The following is a 20,977-nucleotide window of genomic DNA, read 5'->3' on the forward strand; positions in this document are numbered from 1 at the left end:
CCCCCACCCCCGCGAGCAGACGCAAAAGCCCCCGTTTCGGCACGAAACTGGGGGCTTTTGCGTCTGCTCGCCACGAGTGGCGAGCCGGATGAGTAGCCCCGATGGGATTCGAACCCACGCTACCGCCGTGAGAGGGCGGCGTCCTAGGCCGCTAGACGACGGGGCCAGAACTGATCCGAGCAGTCAGCATAGCTCAACTGCCGATGCCCACCTAATCGCTTGGGGTGGACAGTTTTTGCTGGGGTACCAGGACTCGAACCTAGAATGGCTGAACCAGAATCAGCTGTGTTGCCAATTACACCATACCCCATTGGCTGGCTAAAACCGCTGGTCAGAGCGCTTACGAGGTGCTCTGACCAGCTCCGGGAGGAGCGGGGCGGAACACCGCGTCGCCGCTGCGGCCAGCCGTTGTCGGCCGACGTGCAGACTACCAAAGATTTCGACCGAACCCCTCACGGCTCGATCCGCGCCCGCGCATCGCGCAGCCGAGCCAGGCTGCGGTCCCGGCCGAGCAGCTCCAGCGACTCGAACAGCGGCGGGCTGACCAAGGCGCCGGTGGCGGCCACCCGGATCGGGCCGAACGCCTTGCGGGGTTTGAGCTGCAGCCGTACCAGCAGGGCGTCCTTGAGCGCGGCCTCGATACCCGCCGTGGTCCAGTCGGCCACCTCGCCCAGCGCCGCGATGGCCGCGTCCAGGACCGCGGCCGCGTCGGGCCCCAGCTCCTTGGCCACCGCGCGCGGATCCAGCGCGTACTCGTCGTCGTTGAAGAACTTCAGCAGCTCCCAGGCGTCCCCGAGCACCACGATGCGGGTCTGCACCAGCGCGGCGGCCACCGCGAACCCCGCGTCGTCCAACCCGGTGCTGTGCCCGTGGCCCGCAAAGAACGCGTGCAGCCGGGCGGTGAAATCGGCCGGATCGAGCAGCCGGATGTGCTCGGCGTTGATCGCGTCGGCCTTCTTCTGGTCGAACCGGGCCGGGTTGGAGTTGACGTTGGCCACGTCGAATGCGGCCACCATCTCCGACATGCTGAACACGTCGCGGTCGTCGGCGATCGACCAGCCCAGCAATGCCAGATAATTCAGCAATCCCTCGGGAATGAAGCCGCGGTCGCGGTGGGCGAACAGGTTCGACTGCGGATCGCGTTTGGACAGCTTCTTGTTGCCCTCGCCCAAAACGCTGGGCAGGTGCGCGAATTCAGGAATCCGGTCGGCCACCCCGATGCGGATCAGCGCCTGATACAGCGCGATCTGACGCGGGGTGGACGGCAGCAGGTCCTCACCGCGCAGCACATGGGTGATCTTCATCAGCGCGTCGTCGACCGGATTGACCAAGGTGTACAACGGATCCCCGTTGGCTCGGGTCAACGCGAAGTCCGGCACGGTGCCGGCCGGGAAGGTGGTCGGCCCGCGCACCAGGTCGTTCCAGGACACGTCCGCATCGGGCATCCGCAACCGGACCACCGGTTTACGGCCCTGGGCGGCGAACGCCGCGCGCTGCTGCTCGGTCAGCTCGCGGTCGAAGTTGTCGTAGCCCAGTTTCGGGTTGCGGCCGGCCGCCACGTGGCGGGCCTCGACCTCCTCCGGTGTCGAGAAGGCCTCGTAGGCCTCTCCCGCCGCCAGCAGCCGGGCCACCACGTCCCGGTGCAGGTCTTTGCGCTGCGACTGCCGGTAGGGACCGTAGGGTCCGCCCACCTCGGGGCCCTCATCCCAGTTCAGGTGCAGCCAGCGCAGCGCCTCCAGCAGCGCCAGATAGCTTTCCTCGCTGTCGCGTTCGGCGTCGGTGTCCTCGACACGGAAGACCAGGGTGCCGCCGGTGTGCCGGGCGTAGGCCCAGTTGAACAGCGCGGTGCGGATCAGCCCGACGTGCGGGGTGCCGGTGGGCGACGGACAGAACCGAACCCGAACGTTGGTGCTCACGACTTTCCTTTGCGGACAACGGGATTGGACAGCGTACCGATGCCTTCGATGGTGATCGCGACGGTGTCGCCGTCCTCGAGGGGGCCCACGCCGTCGGGGGTGCCGGTGAGGATCAGATCACCGGGCAGCAGCGTCATCACCGCCGAAATCCACTCCACGATGGCACCGACATCGTGGATCATCAGCGAGGTACGGCTGTCCTGTTTGACCTGGCCGTTGACCTCGGTGCGCACCTGCAGGTCGGCCGGGTCGACGTCGGTGACGATCCACGGGCCCACCGGGCAGAACGTGTCATGCCCCTTGGCCCGGGCCCACTGGCCGTCGGCTTGCTGCTGATCGCGGGCCGACACGTCGTTGCCGATGGTGTAGCCCAGGATGTTCTCGGCCGCCCGGGCGGCCGGCACGTCCTTGCACGGCCGGCCGATCACCACGGCCAGTTCGCCCTCGTAATGCACCGGCGAAGCGTTGGCCGGCAGCTGAATCGGGACGTGGGGCCCGATGATGGCGGTGTTGGGTTTGAGGAAGATCACCGGATCGGCCGGAGCCGCACCCCCCATCTCGGCGATGTGGGCGGCGTAGTTCTTGCCGATGCAGATCACCTTGCTGGCCAGGATCGGGGCCAACAGCCGCACATCGGCCAGCGGCCACGACCGACCGGTGAAGGTGGGTGTGCCAAAGGGGTGTTCGGCGATCTCACGGGCAGTCATGTCGCCGGACTCGCCGTCAATGCTGACGAAAGCGACACCGTCCGGGCTGGCGATTCGGCCAAGGCGCATTCGTCTGAGGGTACTGGGTGTCCGGCGACCGAGCGCGCGGTGACCAGCACCTCCGGATTTCCCGCGTTCTATGAAACGCATGTGAAACGATAAGCGGGTGACTCGAGCGTCTGCGGACTCGATCAGCACCGCGGCGCGCTGGTCGATCGTGGTCATCGCGCTGTTGGCGACGCTGTGTTCCTTTGTGTTCATCAACGGTGTCGCCTTTGTCATCCCGATGCTGGAATCCAAACGCGACACCAACCTGGCCGTGGCCGGTCTGCTCGCGTCGATGCCCAGCTTCGGGATGGTGCTGACCCTGTTCGCCTGGGGTGCGCTGCTGGACCGCATCGGTGAGCGGATCGTGCTGGCGGCCGGCTCGGCGCTGACCGCGGTGGCAACCTACGCCGCGGCCTCGATGCAGTCGTTGGTCGCGGTGGGCGCCTTCCTGTTCCTGGGCGGGATGGCCGCCGCCAGCGCCAACACCGCCAGCGGCCGGCTGGTGACCGGCTGGTTCCCGCCGCATCAGCGCGGACTGGTGATGGGCATCCGCCAGACCGCGCAGCCGTTGGGAATCGCGTTGGGCGCCGCGGTGATTCCCGAACTCGCCGAGCATGGGTTGTCGCGGGCGCTGATGTTTCCGGCGACGGTGTGCGCGGTGGCGGCGGTGGCGTGCGCCATCGGGGTGTTGGATCCGCCGCGGGCGCCCCGGGACACCGCCCCCGCCCATGAGCTGGTCAGCCCGTACCAGGGGTCCACGGTGCTGTGGCGGATTCACCTGTCCTCGGCGCTGCTGATGGTGCCGCAGTGTGTGATCGCCACGTTCATGCTGGTCTGGCTGATCGGCGGCCACCACTGGGCCACCGGGTCGGCCGGCGGGCTGGTGACCATCGCGCAGCTGCTCGGCGCGCTGGCCCGGGTGATGGTGGGCCGCTGGTCGGACCGGGTCGCCACCCGGCTGCGGCCGATCCGCACGCTGGCCGCCGCCGGCGCCGCGGCGATGCTGGCGACGGGGTTGGCCGATCACCTGCATTCGCAGCTGGCCGAGGCGGCAATGGTCGTCGCGGCGGTGATCACCGTGCTCGACAACGGGTTGGCCTCCACCTCGGTGGCCGAGCGGGCCGGGCCGTACTGGAGTGGGCGTGCGCTGGGCATCCAGAACACCACCCAGCGTCTGACCGCCGGCGTGGCTCCCCCGCTGTTCGGGGCGCTGATCGGGACCGTCGGCTATCCCCTCGCGTTTGCGCTGTGCGGACTGTTCCCGTTGGTCGCCCTGCCGGTGGTACCGGTATCCGCCGAACCGCCGGGCCGTCCCGCGCTGGAAGCGTTGCGCACCCTGCGGGTGCCACCGAAACCGCCGACGGTGGATCCGCCGGTGTAGCCAGCAGCGGCACCGGTCGCCGGATGCGCCCGCGAAGACCGGCACTACCGTCGTCGCAATGACCGCTATCGAGTTCCGCATCCCGACCGTGGCCGACGGGCCCGCACTGTGGCAGCTGGCCAAGGACAGCGCCACCTTGGACGTCAACTCGCCGTATGCCTACCTGATCTGGTGCCGGGACTTCGCCGCCAGCTCGGTGATCGCCGAGGTCGACGGCCGCCCGGCCGGCTACATCACCGGCTATCGTCGCCCCGAGCAAACCGCGACGCTGCTGGTGTGGCAGGTGGCGGTCGACGACGCCCACCGCGGGGTCGGGCTCGCCAGCCGGATGCTCGACCAGTTGTTCACCCGCGCGCTGCGCGACGGGGTCACCCATTTGGAGACCTCGATCACACCCGATAACGAGGCCAGCCAGCGGCTGTTCCTGGCGTTCGCGCGCCGGTGGGAGGCCGCCGTGGAGCGCTCCGAGCTGTTCGGCGCCGCGCTGTTTCCCGACGCTCACCTGGCCGAGGAGCTGTTTCGGATCGGCCCGCTGCGGGTACCCCCGCGGGGTTGAGCGGGTGTGGTCTGGGTCGGCGTCTGATCTCGCCACTCCGAGCGCGGAGGTTGAGATCGGCCACCGATCCTCGGTAAGGTCGCGTCCGCGCAAACGTGAGCCCCGGCAGACCGAGTTGGGGCCTCCCGAGCGGGGTGGTAGGTCGAGCGACATCGATCGACAACTGCATGCGACAAACGTCTGAGTTGGCCGCATGCAGCGGGATCGGAGCTGGCGTGCATTGCAGCCGCCGCCGTTGAACGCCCAGCCCCGGGCCGCATTGTCCAGCTTTGTTCGCGACCTGCCGTTTCGTTCCGTTGTGCACACGGACGGAGGAAGCATGACCATTTTCGAAACCCTCGAATCCGAGGTACGCAGTTATTGCCGATCGTGGCCGGTGGTGTTCGACCGGGCCGCCGGCGCCCACATCTGGGACACCGACGGTCGGCAGTACCTGGATTTCTTCGCCGGTGCCGGTGCGCTGAACTACGGCCACAACCACCCCGACCTCAAGGCGCCCCTGCTCGAGTACCTGACCGCCGACCGGGTGGTGCACAGCCTGGACATGAACACCGTCGCCAAGGCCGAGTTTCTGGAGCGGTTCGAAGAGGTGATCCTCAAACCTCGCGGGCTTGACTACAAGGTCCAGTTTCCCGGCCCCACCGGCACCAACTCGGTGGAATCCGCGCTGAAGCTGGCGCGCAAGATCACCGGCCGGGAAAGCGTGATCAGCTTCACCAACGCCTTCCACGGCATGACGCTGGGCTCGCTGTCGGTCACCGGCAACTCGATGAAACGCGGCGGCGCCGGCATCCCGCTGGTGCACGCCACCCCGATGCCCTACGACAACTACCTCGACGGCGCCGTGCCCGACTTCATCTGGTTCGAGCGGCTGCTGGAGGACAGCGGCAGCGGGCTCAACGACCCGGCCGCGGTGATCGTCGAAACCGTGCAGGGTGAGGGCGGCGTCAACGTGGCCCGGCTGGAGTGGCTGAAGGGTCTGGCCGAGCTGTGCCGCCGCCACGAGCTGTTGCTGATCGTCGACGACGTGCAGATGGGCTGCGGGCGCACCGGGCCGTTCTTCAGCTTCGAGGCGGCCGGCATCGTGCCCGACATCGTCTGCATGTCCAAGTCGATCAGCGGCTACGGGCTGCCGCTGGCCCTCACGTTGTTCAAGTCCGAACACGATGTCTGGGAGCCGGGCGAGCACAACGGCACGTTCCGCGGTCAGAACCCGTCGTTCGTCACGGGCAAGGCGGCGCTGAACTTTTGGACCGACAACTCGCTGGAGAAGCAGGTGATGCGCAAGGGCGAGCTGGTCGAACGCGCGCTGCGTGAGGTGGTGGACCCGCTCGACGGCGTCGAGACGCGCGGCCGCGGCCTGATCCGCGGCGTGGCCTTCGACCGTCCCGAACTCGCCGATGCGGTCTGCAAGGAAGCGTTCAGCCGCGGGCTGTTGCTCGAGACGTCCGGACCCGAAAGCGAGGTCGTCAAGTTGATGCCGCCGCTGGTGATCGAGGAGGAGGATCTAGCCCGGGGCCTGACCATTACCGCCGAATCAATCGAGGCTGTCGCCGGCCGGGAACTGGCCGGTGCCGCCGGAAGGAGCAGCTAGTGATCGTCCGCACCCTCGCCGAAATCAAGGGCACCGACCGCGATGTCCAGGCCGAAACCTGGAACAGCCAGCGGTTGCTGCTGGCCCGTGACGGCCAGCGGTTCTCCATGCACGAGACCATCCTGTACGCCGGCACCGAGACCGCCATGTGGTACGCCAACCACGTCGAGGCGGTCTACTGTGTCGGCGGGGAGGGCGACCTGGTCAACGACGAGACCGGTGAGGTCCACCCGCTGCGCGACGGCACCCTCTACCTGCTCGACGGCCACGAACACCACCGGATCATCGCCCGCGAGGACCTGCGCATGGTGTGCGTCTTCGACCCGCCGGTCACCGGCCGCGAGGTGCACGACGAGACCGGAGCCTACCCGCTGATCATCGAAGACAGCGCGGAGGCCGAGGCGGCCTCGTGACCGCCGCCACGACCAACCGCTACGACCGGTACCCGACCCGCAGCAACGTCAAGATCGGGATTGCACCACGCCACGACCCCGCGGTGTGGTGCGATCCCGATCGGGTCAGTGGCCCGCTCGAAACGCGCCTGGTCGATCGTTTCGACGCCGACGGCTTCGTGACCGTCGACGCCCTGGTGGACCCCGACATCGTCGCCGATCTGCGGGCCGAATTGGACAATCTGCGCACCGATCCGGCGTTGGCGCAAGACGAGCGTTCGGTGCTGGAACCCGACAGCCGCGAGATCCGGTCGATCTTCGAGGTGCACAAGGTGAGCCCGGCGTTCGGCGCGCTGGTCGCCGATCCGCGGCTGGTGGGCCCGGTCCGCCAGCTGCTCGGCTCAGACGTCTACGTGCACCAGAGCCGGGTCAATTTCAAACCCGGGTTCAACGGTCAGGAGTTCTACTGGCACTCCGATTTCGAGACCTGGCACGCCGAGGACGGGATGCCTTCCCCCCGCGCGATCAGCGTGTCGGTGGCGCTGACCGAGAACCGGGACTACAACGGGTCGCTGATGATCATGCCGGGCTCGCATAAATGGTTCGTGTCCTGCCCGGGCGAGACACCGCCGGAGCACTACCGCTCGTCACTGCGCCGCCAGGAGATCGGCACCCCCGACGAGACCAGCCTGACCTGGCTGGCCAACGAGCGGGGGATCCGTCAGATCACCGGACCGGCCGGGTCGGCGGTGTTCTTCGACAGCAACTGCATGCACGGGTCCAGCAGCAATATCACGCCCTACCCGCGGTCGAATGTGTTCATCGTCTACAACAGCGTGGAGAACACCTTGGTCGAGCCGTTCGGGGCGAAGGCACCGCGGCCGACCTTCATCGCCAGCCGCACCTTCGACCCGGTGTAGGGGCCGGCCCTGCATTGATTCTGCGTGTAGGGCGCAAAAGTTCGAGAAAGACCGCGCCATACACGCAGAGTCAACGCCGGGGTGCGTTTACAGCAGGCTCAGGATCCGCTCGCCGGTCGCGCTGGTGGACAGCTTGGCATCACCGCGGGTGGCCAGGTGCTCGGCGACGGCCTGGTCGACGCGGGCGGCCGCGGCGCTCTCCCCGACATGGGTCAGCAGCATGGCCACCGACATGATCGCGGCCGTCGGGTCGGCGATGCCTTGCCCGGCAATATCGGGGGCGCTGCCGTGCACCGGCTCGAACATCGACGGGTTGGCCAAGGTGGCGTCGATGTTGCCGCTGGCCGCCAAGCCGATGCCGCCGCACACCGCCGCGGCCAGGTCGGTGAGGATGTCGCCGAACAGGTTGTCGGTGACGATCACGTCGAACCGCCCGGGGTCGGTGACCAGGTAGATGGTCGCGGCGTCGACGTGGCAGTAGGCGATCTCGACGTCGGGGTATTCCTCGCCGATCTCCTGCACGGTGCGCCACCACAGCTGCCCGGCGAAGCTGAGCACGTTGGTTTTGTGCGCCAGGGTGAGGTGTTTGCGTCGCCGCTGCGCCCGCTTGAACGCGTCGTGCACCACGCGGCGCACCCCGTAGGCCGTGTTGACGCTGACCTCGGTGGCGATCTCGTGCGGGGTGCCGACCCGGATGCTGCCCCCGGTGCCGGCGTAGGGCCCCTCGGTGCCTTCGCGGACCACCACGAAGTCGATATTGGGATTACCGGCCAGCGGGCTGGTCACACCGGGATATAGCCGGGCCGGACGCAGGTTGACGTGATGATCCAGTGCGAATCGCGCGTTGAGCAGCAGCCCGCGCTCCAGCACCCCGGACGGCACCGACGGGTCGCCGATCGCGCCGAGCAGGATCGCGTCGTGGGCGCGCAGTTCCTCGAGCACCGAGTCGGGCAACACCTCGCCGGTGGCGTGATAGCGCCGCGCCCCCAGGTCGTAGCTGGTCTTCTCGACACCGGGCAGCACGGCGTCGAGCACCTTGACGGCCTCGGCGATGACCTCCGGGCCGATGCCGTCGCCGGGGATGACCGCTAACTTCACGAGCGCCGCTCCTTCTCATCGCTGCGCTCTGCATCGTCGCGGACGCGTTTCACGAGAGGTCCACCACCTCAAGCTTGTTGGCGCCCACCGCCGCGCTGATCGCCGCCCGCACGTCGTCGGGCACATCGCGGTCCAGCCGCAGCAGGATCGTCGCGGCCGGACCCTCGGCGTCCTCGGACAGCTGCGCGGCGTGGATGTTGATGTTCGCGCCGCCGAGCAGGGTGCCGATCTTGCCCAGCGCACCGGGCTGGTCGGCGTAGTTGATCACCAGGTTCACGCCTTGGGCGCGCAGGTCGAAGTGGCGGCCGTTGATCTCGACGACCTTTTCCACCTGCAACGGCCCGGACAGCGTGCCGGCGACGGTCACGGCCGAGCCGTCGGCGGCGACCGCCTTGACTTCGACGACGCTGCGGTGGTTGGGGCTTTCGGTGGCGGTGCCGATGTCGGCCGCCACCCCGCGCTCCTCGGCGATCGCCGGGGCGTTGACGAAGGTGACCGGGTCCTCGATCACCGCCGAGAACAGGCCGCGCAGCGCGGACAGCCGCAGCACCTGGACGTCCTCGGCGGCCAGTTCCCCGCGGACCTGTACCGATAGCGACACCGGCAGCGCGTCGGACAGCGCCCCCACCAGCACGCCGAGCTTGCGGACCAGATCCAGCCATGGGGCGACCTCTTCGCTGACCACCCCGGCGCCGACGTTGACCGCGTCGGGCACGAATTCGCCGGCCAGCGCCAGCTTCACGCTCTTGGCCACGTCGGTGCCGGCCCGGTCCTGGGCTTCGGCGGTCGACGCGCCCAGGTGCGGGGTGACCACCACTTGCGGCAGGTCGAACAGCGGGGAGTCGGTGCACGGCTCGGTGGCGAACACATCCAGGCCGGCGGCCCGGACGTGCCCGCTGGTGATCGCCTCGGCCAGCGCCGCCTCGTCGATCAGCCCGCCGCGGGCGGCGTTGACGATGATCACACCCGGCTTGGTTTTGGCCAGCGCGTCCTTGCCGATCAGGCCGGCGGTCTCCGGGGTCTTGGGCAGGTGCACCGAGATGAAGTCGGCCCGGCCCAGCAGCTCGTCGAGGGACAGCAGCTCGATGCCGAGCTGGGCGGCGCGCGCCGCCGACACGTAGGGGTCGTAGGCGACGATGCGGGCGCCGAACGCCGCGAGCCGCTGCGCGACCAGCTGCCCGATGCGGCCCAGCCCGACCACCCCGACGGTCTTGTCGAAGATCTCGGTGCCGCTAAACGACGACCGCTTCCATTCGTGCTCGCGCAGCGACGCGTCGGCCGGGGCGATCTGGCGGGCGGCGGCCAGCAGCAGCGCCAGCGCATGCTCGGCGGCGCTGTGGATGTTCGACGTGGGGGCGTTGACCACCAGCACCCCGCGGGCGGTGGCGGCGTCGACGTCGACGTTGTCCAACCCGACGCCGGCGCGGGCCACGATCTTCAGCTTGGCGGCCGCCGCCAGCACTTCGGCGTCGACGGTGGTGGCCGAGCGGACCAGCAGCGCGTCGGCCTCGGGCACCGCGGCCAGCAGCTTCGCCCGGTCCGGGCCGTCGACCCAGCGGACTTCGACCTGGTCGCCGAGCGCGGCGACGGTGGATTCGGCGAGTTTGTCAGCGATCAACACAACGGGCAGGCTCACCCGGACAGCGTAGTGGGCCGCATTGAGCGCGGCCCAGCCGGGCGCGGCGGGTCGCCGAGCGGTCACCGGTTGCCGGTGTGAGCGCCGATGCCGGCCTGGAACTCTCGGTTGCGCGCATCGATCTGCTCTTGGGTGGCCGGGACCAGGCGGTCACCTCCCGGCGCCGCCATCGCCTGGACTCGGGTCGCATGTGGTCGCCGGTCACGGTCGTATTGCGCCCAGGCCCGGGCGAGGTCGCCGGGGTGGTCGCGCAGGGCCTGGGCCAGAGACCAGGCGCCGGTCAAGGCCAGGCTGGTCCCGCGGCCGGTCAGGTTGGAGGTGCAATGGGCGGCATCGCCGACGAGCACGACGCGGCCGCGGTGCCAGACCGGCATCCGAATCTGGCTGACCGAGTCGAAGTACAGTTCCGGGTCTGCGACCGCGGCCGCTATCAGTTCAGGGATTCGCCACTCGCTGTGGCCGGCGAAAGCATCGGCCAGGATCTGCTTTTGGACCGCCAGGTCGTGATAGTCGTAGTCAATCCACGGCGACCGAAATGTGAAGACCGCCAAGGCTTTGTCGTTGTAGGCGGCGATACCGGTCAGGTGACCCGGATAGTTGTACATCGGGTTGGCGCGTCCGGTCGGCGTGTAGTCGGGCAGCTCGGCCAGGGCGACATAGAAGCCCAGGTAATGCAGAAATCCCCGCTCGGGACCGAACACCAGCCGGCGAACGGCCGAGTGCATGCCGTCGGCTCCGACCACCAGGTCATAGCGGTCCCGCTCGCCGGAGGCGAAGACAACGTCGACGCCGCGGTCGTCGTCACCCAGTTCGGCGATGGATTCGCCGAACCGCAGCTCGGCCGAGGGCCCGAGGTGGTTGTAGAGGATGGTGGTGAGGTCTTCGCGGGGGATCTCCAGATCGTCCGCGGAGTCGTTGATCTGGTCGAGAGGCGGTTCGGCCACGACGGCGCCGTGCCGGTCGACGAACTGGACGCGTTCGGTCATATCGATCTGCCGTGCACGGATCTGTCCGAGCACCCCCATCTGGTCGACGATGTCGATCGCGTCACCGCGTATGTCGATGGGAGACCCATTGACCCGCAGGTGGTTGGCGCGTTCGACCAGGGTGACGTCGTGGCCGGCGGCCCCGAGGTTGATCGCGGTGCTCAGGCCTGCGATACCGGCACCGGAGATGAGAATGCGCATCGGATTCGCCCCTTCTGACGGTAAGATACATGGTGTACCCAAAATCTAGACCGTGGCGTTAGGAAACGCAATGTCTCTTAGTTCAGCCGGGGTGTCGCAGCGGCGCCGCGGCCGCGCGCTGGAGGAAGCCCTGCTGGATGCCGCGTGGGCGGAGTTGACCGAACGCGGCTACGACGACTTCACGATCGACGCCGTGGCCGCGCGGGCGGGCACCAGTCGCGCGGTGCTCTACCGGCGCTGGCCGGGCAAGCAGGAACTGGTGTTGGCCGCGCTGCAGCATGAGGTGGGCAAGGACGTGGTGACCGCCCCCGACACGGGCAGCCTGCGGGGCGACGTGATCGCGCTGCTGCAGCAAGCCAACAAAGTCCGGGTCGGTTTGGCGACACAGTTGTTCACCCAGCTGGGCGGCTTCTACCGTCAGACCGGCGCCAGCCTGTCCGATCTCAGCGCGTTTGTGCACGGTGGCCGTAACCCGGCACTCGACGAGGTAATCCAGCGGGCCATCGACCGCGGTGAAATCCAACCGGAACAGGTCCCGGAACGCATCGCTCGCCTGCCCGTGGACCTGTTCCGCTACGAAATCCTGATGACGCTGCGGCCGCTGGCCGATGAGGCCATCGAGGAGATCGTCGACACGATTTTCCTTCCGCTGCTGCGCTCCCGGCGCACTGCCGAACCGTAGCCCGGCATGCCTCATCCTTGCGGGAACCCGTGTCTTGTCGGTGCCCAGGTGGACCCTGTCGGTAAGTACGACGACGGGAGGAGAAGCACCCATGTGCTGGAAATGTGATCACCCGGATAGCACCGTCGAGGAATGGCTGGACGCCATTCGCGAGACGGTGGACAAACGCGGTTGGGCGGTGCAATACGTGGAGGACGAGCGCACGCCCTACGCCTACACGGTCGGCCTGCATGAGCACGGCTTACCCGAACTGCTGGTGACCGGCCTGGCGCCGCAGCCGACGGCGCTGCTGCTCAACAACCTCGCCGCCTACCTGATGGAGGGCGGAAAACCGATACCCGGCGAGCTGATCGCGACACCGGATGGGCCACCGCTGGAGGTCGTCCAAGTGGAGCATCCCGATGCGCATATGAATGTGGCGGTGGCGTTCTACGGCCCCGACCTGCGGGCGCTGCAGCTGGTGTGGGCTGACGAACGGGGGCACCAGCCATGGTGTCCTGAATTCTCCGGCGGTCGGGTCCGTCAGCCGGTGCTCGGGCTGCGCGCCGAGCGGCCGCCCTTACCATCACGGGATGGACGTCACCGTCGTCGGTAGTGGACCCAACGGGCTGGCCGCGGCCGTCATCTGCGCGCGTGCCGGCCTGTCCGTGCAGGTCCTCGAGGCCCAGCCGACGTTCGGCGGCGGCGCCCGCACCGCCGCCGACCCGGAGTTTCCCGACGTCGCGCACGACATCTGCTCGGCGGTGCACCCGCTGGGGCTGGCGTCGCCGTTCTTCGCCGAGTTCGACCTGGGCGCGCGCGGCGTGCGATTGGCGGTGCCGGAGGTCTCCTACGCCAACCCGCTGGATGAGCGCCCGGCGGCGATCGCCTACCGGGACCTGGAGCGCACCTGCGCGGAGTTGCAGCACGGCGCCTCGTGGCGGCGGCTGCTGGGTCCGCTGGTTGACGGCTGCGACGCGGTGGTCGGGTTTCTGCTCGGCGACAAGCGGTCGATCCCGTCCGGGCTGGCCACCGTAGACCGGCTGGGGGTACGGATGGCCGGGCAGGGCAGCCCGGCGTGGAATCTGTCGCTGGCCGGGGATGACGCCCGCGCCCTGTACACCGGTGTTGCCGCCCACACGATTTCGCGGATGCCGTCGATCACCTCGGCCGGGGCGGGGATGATGCTGGCCACCCTCGGGCACGCGGTGGGCTGGCCGATCCCGGTGGGCGGCAGCCAGGCGATCACCGACGCGCTGATCGCCGATCTGCGCGCCCACGGCGGCGAGGTGACCGCGGACGCCGCGGTGACGACGCCGCCGGACGGGGTGGCGATCTTCGACACCGCGCCCACCGCGCTGCTGGACATCTACCGCGATGGGATCCCGACCCGCTACGCAAAGACATTGCGCCGCTACCGCTTCGGCGCCGGAGTCGCCAAGGTCGACTTCGTGCTGTCCGGCGAGGTGCCGTGGCGCGATCCACGGCTGGCGGCCGCCCCCACCCTGCACCTCGGTGGTGACCGGCGCCAGATGGCGCACGCCGAAGCCGAGGTCGCCGCGGGGCGGCACGCTGCCGCCCCGATGGTGCTGGCGGCGCTGCCGCACCTGGCCGACCCGTCCCGGATCGACGCCGCAGGACGGCGCCCGATGTGGACCTACGCGCACGTGCCGGCCGGATCGCCGATCGACCAAACCGAGGCCGTCACCGCCACCATCGAACGGTTCGCGCCAGGATTTCGCGACCTGGTGCTGGCCGCCCGCGGGGTGCCCGCCGCCCGGTTGGCCGACCACAACGCCAACTACGTCGGCGGCGACATCGCCGCCGGCGGCAATTCCGCGTGGCGGGCGATCACCGGCCCGACCCCGCGGGTAAACCCTTGGGCCACACCGATTCCCCAGGTGTACCTGTGTTCGGCGGCCACCCCGCCCGGCGCCGGGGTGCACGGCATGGCCGGCTACTACGCCGCGCGCACGGTGCTCAAGCGGGAGTTCGGGATTCGCGAACTGCCGAGCCTGGCGCCGTGACCGCGAGATCGACGTTAACGCGCGATATCGCGGGTGCGGCGCACGATAACGTCGATCTCGGCGGGTAAATCCGCTTACGCCCGGGCGACAAGCCGCGGCACGGTCGGCTCACCCGGGGTCAGCCGGGTGGAGCGGAACTGCGACTTGATGCCCTCAACCCAACGTCGGCACCGTTCGGTGAGCTTATAGTCCCTGGTCTGCAGGTGCCCGCGGGTGACCAGCACACCGAGTTCGGCACCCTTGCAGCGCACATCGCCGGGCGCCGCGATCCGCATGTAGAAGGCTTCCGACTCGTCCATCAGTGAAGCCCAGTCGTTGCCGGGGCGGGCAAACGAGACGCGCCCGTCGTCGTCGAGGCGCCACACCCCGGTGCGGGGGGCGGCGGTCAACAGCTCGACGTGCGGCGAGGTCTCCCAGATCATCAGCTGACTCCAGGCATCGTCGGCGCCGTAGCCCCGCTCCCAGCGCGCGTTGATCTCGTCGACGTCGAGTTCGTAGTCCACGTCCAGGTACTCGAGCAGGTGAAACAGGAACAGCGGCACGTCGGCGTAGGCCTCGGTGGTCAAGTTCGTCATCGGGCTAACCCCGCTCAGCCGCGGGTTCACCTCGCCGAGGTACAGCTCGTCGGAGTCCAGGTCGTGCAAGAGGTCCACCTCGAAGTAGCCGCGGTACCCCTCGCGGCCGAGGCGGCCGCCCAGCTTGCGCACCATTGCCCGCGCGGTGTGGGTCTGGTCGGGCGAAAGCGCGCCGCGCCACACGTCATTGCCGCACCAGCCGCCCTTGTTCGGGGTCAGCTCCGGGTAACCGACGAGGCTTGTCATCGCGGGGCCGACCATGGTGCCGTGCCGAGTCACCACGCCCTCCAGGCACACCTCCACGTTGCGGATACGCTGCATCACCTTGAGTTCCTGCCCGGCCAGGTCCTCGGCGTGCCGGTCCCAGTCGCGCTGACCGCGCACAAAAAACGTCGTGGTGCCGGCGTCGCCGTACGCGGCTTGGACGACCAGGTTCTCGCCCAGGCCCGCGCCCTGCGCGAGCGCCAGCAGGTCGTCGTAGCAGCCGGACCGCCCGATCACGTGCGGCACGCTCCGCACCCCGGCCTTCTCGGCCAAACGCGTCATGACGATCTTGGAGCCCAGGCGATGGCGCAGCTCCCACGACGGCTGCATGACCTCCAGACCTACCTCGTGCGCGAAGGCCTGGGTTGCCTCGTCGAGCATCACAAAGCACGCCTTGCCGCCGGGCCCGCGCCGCGCGATGAACTCAAGCGTCTCGGGATCACGCAGCAGGTAATTGCACACGTCCTCCATCGAGTCGAAATCCATCCGGTTGCGCCGCCGGGGCACGAACACGCGCGGATGGTCGCCCTCGAAGGAGTCAAAGTAGGTCAGGTAGAAGAAGTTCCGTACCCAACGGTCGATGCCGAGCAGGTTGAACGGGGTGGGCGAGATGAAATACAGCGGGACGGTGTTGGTGTGAAAGAACGCCCGCACGTCCGAGAGGCCGTGCAGCGTGCGGCGCGGCTGCGGCTCAGGCCCGCCGGTGCGCGCGCTCACGCCGGCCGCGTCGACGACGACAGCCGGGGTGCTACGGTCCGTGCGACCGCGATGAGCTCACCGATCTCCATGTCACAAGTGTGCACGGCCCGTGGCCGGGTGCAAGTGGGATTGGCTTTGGAGCTTGGTGGCTGAAGCCCGCTCCCCCACTAGCCCCCGCGACAGTGAAGCCACGCAGGCGTCCTCTCGGACTTCGCCTGCGTGGCTTCAATGTCGACGCACTAGGGACGGCCTGCAGAGCCGCCGCCCGGCGAGCGTGCGCGATCCCGGTCCCGACACCGCGTGTCGGACCGGGGACACGCACGCTCGCGCAACAGGTGACTAGGCGGTTTCGGTGATCGGGCGGTCCACCCAGCTCATCAGGTCGCGCAGCTTCTTGCCGGTGACCTCGATGGGGTGCTCGGCGTTCTGCTTGCGCAGCGCCTCGAGCTCCTTGTTGCCGCCTTCGACGTTGGCGACCAGCCGCTTGACGAAGCTGCCGTCCTGGATGTCGCGCAGGATGGCCCGCATCCGGTCCTTGGTGTCGGCGTCGATGACCCGCGGACCGGACAGGTAGCCGCCGAACTCCGCGGTGTCGGACACCGAGTAGTTCATCCGCGCGATGCCGCCCTCATACATCAAATCGACGATCAGCTTGAGCTCGTGCAGCACCTCGAAGTAGGCCATCTCCGGGGCGTAGCCCGCCTCGACCATCACTTCGAAGCCGGCCTTGACCAGTTCCTCGGTGCCGCCGCACAACACGGCCTGCTCACCGAACAAGTCGGTTTCGGTCTCCTCCTTGAAGGTGGTCTTGATGACCCCGGCCCGGGCCCCGCCGATCGCCTTGGCGTAGGACAGCGCCAGCGCCTCACCGGATCCGGTCGGGTCCTGATCGACCGCGATCAGGCACGGCACACCCTTGCCGTCCACGAACTGGCGGCGCACCAGATGCCCCGGCCCCTTGGGCGCCACCATCGCGACGGTGACGTCGGCGGCCGGCTTGATCAGCCCGAAGTGGATGTTCAGCCCGTGACCGAAGAACAACGCGTCACCGGCCTTGAGGTTCGGTTCGATGTCGTTTTTGAAGATCTCGGCCTGCGCGGTGTCGGGCGCCAGCAGCATGATCACGTCGGCCCACTTGGCGACCTCGGCGGGGGTGTCGACCTGCAGGCCTTGCTCTTCGACCTTCGGCCGCGACTTGGAGCCCTCCTTCAGACCCACCTTCACCTGCACCCCGGAGTCGCGCAGGCTCAGCGAGTGCGCGTGCCCCTGGCTGCCGTAGCCGATCACCCCGACCTTGCGGCCGGCGATGATCGACAGGTCGGCGTCGTCGTCGTAGAACATCTGAACTGCCACTTGGCTTTTCTCCTTATTAGTTATTTGGCGGTGCCGATGCCGCGGGGACCGCGGGCCAATGACACCAGACCGGATTGGACGATTTCGCGCACGCCGTAGGGCTCCAGCACCCGCAGCAGCGCCTCGAACTTGGCCGGGGTACCGGTGGCCTCGATGATCAGCGACTCCGGGGAGACGTCAATCACCCTGGCCCGGAACAGATTCGCGGCTTCGATGATCTGGCCGCGGGTACTCGCATCGGCGCGCACCTTGATCAGCGCCAGCTCGCGGGCCACCGAGTTGTCGTCGTCCTGCTCGACGATCTTGATCACGTTGATCAGCTTGTTCAGCTGTTTGGTGATCTGCTCGAGCGGAGTGTCCTCCACCGAGACCACGATCGTCATGCGGGACATGTCTTTCTGCTCGGTGGCGCCCACCGCCAACGACTCGATGTTGAAGCCGCGCCGGGAGAACAGCGACGCCACCCGAGCGAGCACCCCGGGTTTGTCCTCGACCAGCACCGACAGCGTGTGCGTGGTGGTGCCCATCAGGCGTGCCCCTCGTTGTCGTCGTCGTCGAACAGCGGGCGAATCCCGCGCGCGGCCTGGATCTCGTCGTTGCTGGTGCCGGCGGCCACCATCGGCCACACCTGCGCGTCGGCGCCGACGATGAAGTCGATCACCACCGGCCGGTCGGTGATCGCCCGGGCCTGCGCGATCACGTCCTCGACGTCTTCGGCACGCTCGCACCGCAATCCGACGCACCCCAACGCCTCGGCGAGCTTGACGAAGTCGGGGATGCGGTGCGAATGTGTGGCCAAATCCGTTTGGCTGTACCGTTCTTGGTAGAACAGGGTCTGCCACTGGCGCACCATGCCCAGGTTGCCGTTGTTGATCAACGCCACCTTGATCGGGATGCCCTCGATCGCGCAGGTGGCCAACTCCTGGTTGGTCATCTGGAAGCAGCCGTCGCCGTCGACCGCCCACACCTCGGCGTCCGGGCGACCCATCTTGGCGCCCATGGCCGCCGGGATGGCGAAGCCCATGGTGCCCAAACCGCCGGAGTTCAGCCAGGTGCGCGGCTTCTCGTATTTGATGAACTGCGCGGCCCACATCTGGTGCTGGCCCACCCCGGCCACATACACCGCATCGGGCCCGGCGATGCGGCCCAGCTCTTCGATCACGTACTCCGGGCTCAGGCTGCCGTCGCTTTGCGGCCCGTAGGACAGCGGGTAGGTCTCCTGCACACCGCGCAGGTAGGTCCACCACTCCGCCAGATCCAGGCTGACCTGGTCGTGGCGCAGCGCGGCGAGCAGATCGGTGATGACGGCCTTGACATCGCCGACGATCGGCACGTCGGCGTGCCGGTTCTTGCCGATCTCGGCCGGGTCGATGTCGGCGTGGATGACCTTGGCGTCCGGCGCGAACGAGTCCAGCTGGCCGGTGACCCGGTCGTCGAACCGGGCACCCAGGGTGATCAGCAGATCGGAGCGCTGCAGCCCGGCCACCGCCGCCACCGTGCCGTGCATGCCGGGCATGCCCAGGTGCTGGCGGTGACTGTCCGGGAAGGCGCCGCGGGCCATCAGGGTGGTGACCACCGGGATGCCGGTCAGCTCGGCCAGCTCATGCAGCTGCTCGCATGCCTCGCCGCGGATGACGCCGCCGCCGACGTAGAGCACCGGCCGCCGCGACGCGGCGATCAGTTTGGCGGCCTCGCGCACCTGCCGGTTGTGCGGTTTGGTGTTGGGTTTGTAGCCGGGCAGATCCAGCTTCGGCGGCCAGGCGAAGGTACACTGGCCCTGCAACACGTCCTTGGGGATATCGACGAGAACTGCTCCCGGCCGCCCGGAGGACGCGATGTGGAACGCCTCGGCGATCACCCGCGGAATGTCGTCGCCGCGACTGACCAGGAAGTTGTGTTTGGTGATCGGCATGGTGATGCCGGAGATGTCGGCTTCCTGGAAGGCGTCGGTGCCGATCAGCTGGCGGCCGACCTGCCCGGTGATGGCGACGACCGGGATGGAGTCCATTTGCGCGTCGGCCAGCGGGGTGACCAGGTTGGTGGCCCCGGGACCGGAGGTGGCCATGCACACCCCGACCTTGCCGGTGGCGTGCGCGTAGCCGCTGGCGGCGTGCCCCGCGCCCTGCTCGTGGCGCACCAGCACGTGGCGCAACTTCTGCGAGTCGAACAGCGGGTCATACACCGGCAGCACCGCGCCACCGGGAATGCCGAAGATCACTTCGACATCGAGTTCCTCCAAGGACCGGATCACCGACTGGGCGCCGGTCATTTGCTGCGGCGCGACCCGGTGGGATCCGGTGGTGGCCGGGGCGCCGTTGGCCGGCTGCGGGGGCGTCGACCGCTCCGCTGGTCGCGTGGTGGGTGCGCTCACGGTTTCCTCTTCATCTCTGGCACTGATGACAACAAAAAACCCCCGTCAGCTCAGCTGCTGCACGAGGGTTGCGCGTTGGTGCTCGGCTAGGTACGTCTAGTCAGCAGCCAACGCGCCGACCAAGTACTACGAGCATTTCGCGGTTGTCCATAGCGTCCGACAGTAGCGTCAGCACAGGTCAACCGTCAAATTTGCGGCGTGGGCGCCCCGCTGCCGACCGTGCGGTTTGATCCGCGACTCCTCGGACGATGCGAATCAATCCGCACCATCGGGCGCTACGGCCGTCAGGCATGATTGCCGGCGTGGCTTCCAGCGCACCCGCGGTGATCAAGATTTCCCCGATGGCGCACTTCGCGGTCGGCTTCGTGGCGCTGGGCCTGCTGATCCCGGTGCTGACCTGGCCGGCGACGGCGCCGCTGCTGGTGATTCCGGTGCTGCTGTCGGCGCTGATCGTCCGGCTGCGCACCGTCGCCGACGGCCGGGGCGTGACGGTCCGCACCCTGCTGGGCAGCCGGTCGGTGCGCTGGGAGGACATCGAGGGGTTGCGGTTCACCAAGGGCTCGTGGGCCCGCGCCCACCTCACCAGCGGCGGTGAACTGCGGTTGCCGGCGGTCACCTTCGCGACGCTGCCGCAGCTGACCGAAGCCAGCGGGGGTCGGGTCCCCAACCCGTACGCCTGAGCCGTTAGCTCAGCGGGTTGGCGCCATTGAGCAGCACCCACAGCGCGACACCGCCGCCAATGCCGAGCAGCAGGGCGATAAACGACCCGATGAAGGGACGACGCGCCCAGCCGCGACCGGCGTCGAACCCGTACTTGCCGGGGCCGGTCAACACGAGGGCGGCGGCGATCGCGATCAGCGTGATCTGGTATTCCTGCCCGTCCGGGCCGAAGAACGCCAGATGCCGCACCCCGCCGTGGGCCGAGGCCGCGGCCAGCACCCCGTTGAGCAGGTAGGCCAGCGCCCCGGCGGCGGCCACCGGGGTGAACAACCCCAGCACCAGCAGCACCCCGGCGACGATCTGGCCGCCGACGGCGACATAGCTCAGGATGTCGGCGTACTGGTAGCCGGTATCGGACAGCGAGTTCTTGAACCCGGTCAGCCCCTGCCCGCCCCACCAGCCGAACAGCTTCTGCAGGCCGTGCACCACCAGCAGCGCCCCCAACGCCAGTCGCAGCAGCAACAAGCCCAGGTCTTGGGTACCGCGGCGGTCGACGGGACCGTACCGCTCGTCGTCGTCCGGGTCGATCTCGGCCGGTCCCAGCGCGGCGTGCCGGCCACTGGATTGCGGCTGGACATACGGCAGCGGCTCGGAGTCGCCGAGCAGGCTGAATCCGGTGCTGCCGCCATTGCGGGAGTCGTAGGGCGGGATCGTGGTGGTCTCGAAATCGCCCCCGTAGTCGGCCGAGGGCAGGTCATCCTCGGGATCGACCAGGCTTGCCGAGCCGGGGCGTCCCGGGTTCGGCGGCGCCGAACCGTCCGGTCGCTGCCAGGGTGAATCGTGCGCTTGGCTGGTCACCCTTGTCAGGGTAAGGGCATCACGGGCTGGATTGGGGATTTGAGCGGCGCTTTCACCGGCAAATCCGGGCCGGC

Annotated in this window: 19 protein-coding genes and 2 tRNA genes; 9 read left to right on the forward strand and 12 right to left on the reverse strand. The window is 68.5% G+C overall.

Annotated features, from left to right (window positions below; all coding sequences use genetic code 11):
• Nucleotides 1-93: 93 nt before the first annotated feature.
• From BKN37_RS04520 to BKN37_RS04535, 4 genes are all read right to left on the reverse strand, one after another.
• Nucleotides 94-166, reverse strand: a tRNA-Glu gene (locus BKN37_RS04520).
• 72 nt (nucleotides 167-238) lie between these two features.
• Nucleotides 239-310, reverse strand: a tRNA-Gln gene (locus BKN37_RS04525).
• A 142-nt stretch (nucleotides 311-452) separates the two neighbouring features.
• On the reverse strand, nucleotides 453-1,916 hold the full coding sequence (gene gltX / locus BKN37_RS04530; protein WP_071022244.1) for a glutamate--tRNA ligase: 1,464 nt from the start codon (nucleotides 1,914-1,916) through the stop codon (nucleotides 453-455).
• Complete coding sequence (locus BKN37_RS04535) at nucleotides 1,913-2,692, reverse strand: fumarylacetoacetate hydrolase family protein (protein WP_071022249.1); 780 nt, start codon at nucleotides 2,690-2,692, stop codon at nucleotides 1,913-1,915. Before BKN37_RS04535 ends, gltX begins: the two co-directional genes overlap by 4 nt.
• Nucleotides 2,693-2,789: 97 nt before the next feature.
• Between BKN37_RS04535 and BKN37_RS04540 the strand changes: the two genes are divergently transcribed.
• The 5 genes from BKN37_RS04540 to thpD all read left to right on the forward strand — a co-directional run bounded on the left by BKN37_RS04540 (nucleotide 2,790) and on the right by thpD (nucleotide 7,514).
• Nucleotides 2,790-4,052, forward strand: coding sequence for an MFS transporter (locus BKN37_RS04540; protein WP_071022252.1), 1,263 nt, complete (start codon nucleotides 2,790-2,792; stop codon nucleotides 4,050-4,052).
• A gap of 58 nt (nucleotides 4,053-4,110) precedes the next feature.
• Nucleotides 4,111-4,608 (forward strand): diaminobutyrate acetyltransferase, encoded by a 498-nt coding sequence (gene ectA / locus BKN37_RS04545; RefSeq protein ID WP_071022257.1) that lies wholly within the window; start codon nucleotides 4,111-4,113, stop codon nucleotides 4,606-4,608.
• Nucleotides 4,609-4,927: 319 nt separating this feature from the next.
• Nucleotides 4,928-6,202, forward strand: coding sequence for a diaminobutyrate--2-oxoglutarate transaminase (gene ectB, locus BKN37_RS04550; protein ID WP_071022260.1), 1,275 nt, complete (start codon nucleotides 4,928-4,930; stop codon nucleotides 6,200-6,202).
• Entirely contained in the window at nucleotides 6,202-6,615 is a 414-nt protein-coding gene (locus BKN37_RS04555) for an ectoine synthase (RefSeq protein ID WP_071022262.1), read from the forward strand. The genes ectB and BKN37_RS04555 overlap by 1 nt, the downstream gene beginning before the upstream one ends.
• Nucleotides 6,612-7,514, forward strand: a complete 903-nt coding sequence (gene thpD, locus BKN37_RS04560) for an ectoine hydroxylase (RefSeq protein ID WP_071022266.1) — start codon at nucleotides 6,612-6,614, stop codon at nucleotides 7,512-7,514. The genes BKN37_RS04555 and thpD overlap by 4 nt, the downstream gene beginning before the upstream one ends.
• 87 nt (nucleotides 7,515-7,601) lie before the next feature.
• Here the strand turns inward: thpD and BKN37_RS04565 are convergent, their stop codons facing one another.
• The 3 genes from BKN37_RS04565 to BKN37_RS04575 all read right to left on the reverse strand — a co-directional run bounded on the left by BKN37_RS04565 (nucleotide 7,602) and on the right by BKN37_RS04575 (nucleotide 11,435).
• Nucleotides 7,602-8,612, reverse strand: coding sequence for a 3-isopropylmalate dehydrogenase (locus BKN37_RS04565; RefSeq protein WP_071022270.1), 1,011 nt, complete (start codon nucleotides 8,610-8,612; stop codon nucleotides 7,602-7,604).
• 49 nt (nucleotides 8,613-8,661) lie between these two features.
• Nucleotides 8,662-10,248, reverse strand: a complete 1,587-nt coding sequence (gene serA, locus BKN37_RS04570; protein ID WP_071022402.1) for a phosphoglycerate dehydrogenase — start codon at nucleotides 10,246-10,248, stop codon at nucleotides 8,662-8,664.
• Nucleotides 10,249-10,310: 62 nt separating this feature from the next.
• A complete protein-coding gene (locus tag BKN37_RS04575) occupies nucleotides 10,311-11,435 on the reverse strand; it encodes an FAD-dependent monooxygenase (RefSeq protein ID WP_071022273.1) in 1,125 nt (374 codons plus the stop codon).
• Between the two features lie 70 nt (nucleotides 11,436-11,505).
• On the opposite strand from BKN37_RS04575, the gene BKN37_RS04580 reads away from it, so the two are divergent.
• From BKN37_RS04580 to BKN37_RS04590, 3 genes are all read left to right on the forward strand, one after another.
• Entirely contained in the window at nucleotides 11,506-12,117 is a 612-nt protein-coding gene (locus tag BKN37_RS04580; protein WP_194074165.1) for a TetR/AcrR family transcriptional regulator, read from the forward strand.
• 91 nt (nucleotides 12,118-12,208) lie between these two features.
• On the forward strand, nucleotides 12,209-12,712 hold the full coding sequence (locus tag BKN37_RS04585; RefSeq protein ID WP_071022277.1) for a DUF4262 domain-containing protein: 504 nt from the start codon (nucleotides 12,209-12,211) through the stop codon (nucleotides 12,710-12,712).
• Complete coding sequence (locus BKN37_RS04590) at nucleotides 12,690-14,123, forward strand: phytoene desaturase family protein (RefSeq protein WP_071022281.1); 1,434 nt, start codon at nucleotides 12,690-12,692, stop codon at nucleotides 14,121-14,123. Before BKN37_RS04585 ends, BKN37_RS04590 begins: the two co-directional genes overlap by 23 nt.
• 74 nt (nucleotides 14,124-14,197) lie before the next feature.
• Here the strand turns inward: BKN37_RS04590 and BKN37_RS04595 are convergent, their stop codons facing one another.
• The 4 genes from BKN37_RS04595 to BKN37_RS04610 form a co-directional block, all read right to left on the reverse strand.
• Nucleotides 14,198-15,679 (reverse strand): biotin carboxylase, encoded by a 1,482-nt coding sequence (locus BKN37_RS04595; RefSeq protein ID WP_071022284.1) that lies wholly within the window; start codon nucleotides 15,677-15,679, stop codon nucleotides 14,198-14,200.
• A 321-nt stretch (nucleotides 15,680-16,000) separates the two neighbouring features.
• Nucleotides 16,001-17,002: a ketol-acid reductoisomerase gene (gene ilvC, locus BKN37_RS04600; RefSeq protein ID WP_242657080.1), complete on the reverse strand. Its 1,002-nt coding sequence runs from the start codon at nucleotides 17,000-17,002 to the stop codon at nucleotides 16,001-16,003.
• A gap of 32 nt (nucleotides 17,003-17,034) precedes the next feature.
• On the reverse strand, nucleotides 17,035-17,541 hold the full coding sequence (ilvN, locus tag BKN37_RS04605) for an acetolactate synthase small subunit (protein ID WP_071022296.1): 507 nt from the start codon (nucleotides 17,539-17,541) through the stop codon (nucleotides 17,035-17,037).
• Nucleotides 17,541-19,385: an acetolactate synthase large subunit gene (locus BKN37_RS04610; protein ID WP_071022299.1), complete on the reverse strand. Its 1,845-nt coding sequence runs from the start codon at nucleotides 19,383-19,385 to the stop codon at nucleotides 17,541-17,543. Before BKN37_RS04610 ends, ilvN begins: the two co-directional genes overlap by 1 nt.
• Before the next feature lie 290 nt (nucleotides 19,386-19,675).
• On the opposite strand from BKN37_RS04610, the gene BKN37_RS04615 reads away from it, so the two are divergent.
• Complete coding sequence (locus BKN37_RS04615; RefSeq protein WP_071022302.1) at nucleotides 19,676-20,065, forward strand: PH domain-containing protein; 390 nt, start codon at nucleotides 19,676-19,678, stop codon at nucleotides 20,063-20,065.
• Nucleotides 20,066-20,069: 4 nt separating this feature from the next.
• Here the strand turns inward: BKN37_RS04615 and BKN37_RS04620 are convergent, their stop codons facing one another.
• The gene (locus tag BKN37_RS04620; RefSeq protein ID WP_071022305.1) at nucleotides 20,070-20,903 is read right to left on the reverse strand and encodes a DoxX family protein; all 834 of its coding nucleotides are present in this window, start codon (nucleotides 20,901-20,903) and stop codon (nucleotides 20,070-20,072) included.
• Nucleotides 20,904-20,977: the final 74 nt, after the last annotated feature.

Origin of the sequence: Mycobacterium talmoniae (assembly GCF_001854525.1) — a bacterium.
Taxonomy (GTDB): domain Bacteria; phylum Actinomycetota; class Actinomycetes; order Mycobacteriales; family Mycobacteriaceae; genus Mycobacterium; species Mycobacterium talmoniae.

Excerpts from the sequence above, each read along its gene's own strand:
- BKN37_RS04580 (WP_194074165.1), top strand. The coding sequence starts at position 11,506 with ATGTCTCTTAGTTCAGCCGGGGTGTCGCAGCGGCGCCGCGGCCGCGCG.
- ectB (WP_071022260.1), top strand. The coding sequence starts at position 4,928 with ATGACCATTTTCGAAACCCTCGAATCCGAGGTACGCAGTTATTGCCGA.
- ilvN (WP_071022296.1), bottom strand. The coding sequence starts at position 17,541 with ATGGGCACCACCACGCACACGCTGTCGGTGCTGGTCGAGGACAAACCC.
- BKN37_RS04575 (WP_071022273.1), bottom strand. The coding sequence starts at position 11,435 with ATGCGCATTCTCATCTCCGGTGCCGGTATCGCAGGCCTGAGCACCGCG.
- ectA (WP_071022257.1), top strand. The coding sequence starts at position 4,111 with ATGACCGCTATCGAGTTCCGCATCCCGACCGTGGCCGACGGGCCCGCA.
- ilvC (WP_242657080.1), bottom strand. The coding sequence starts at position 17,002 with ATGTTCTACGACGACGACGCCGACCTGTCGATCATCGCCGGCCGCAAG.
- BKN37_RS04590 (WP_071022281.1), top strand. The coding sequence starts at position 12,690 with ATGGACGTCACCGTCGTCGGTAGTGGACCCAACGGGCTGGCCGCGGCC.
- BKN37_RS04535 (WP_071022249.1), bottom strand. The coding sequence starts at position 2,692 with ATGCGCCTTGGCCGAATCGCCAGCCCGGACGGTGTCGCTTTCGTCAGC.
- BKN37_RS04585 (WP_071022277.1), top strand. The coding sequence starts at position 12,209 with ATGTGCTGGAAATGTGATCACCCGGATAGCACCGTCGAGGAATGGCTG.
- BKN37_RS04615 (WP_071022302.1), top strand. The coding sequence starts at position 19,676 with ATGATTGCCGGCGTGGCTTCCAGCGCACCCGCGGTGATCAAGATTTCC.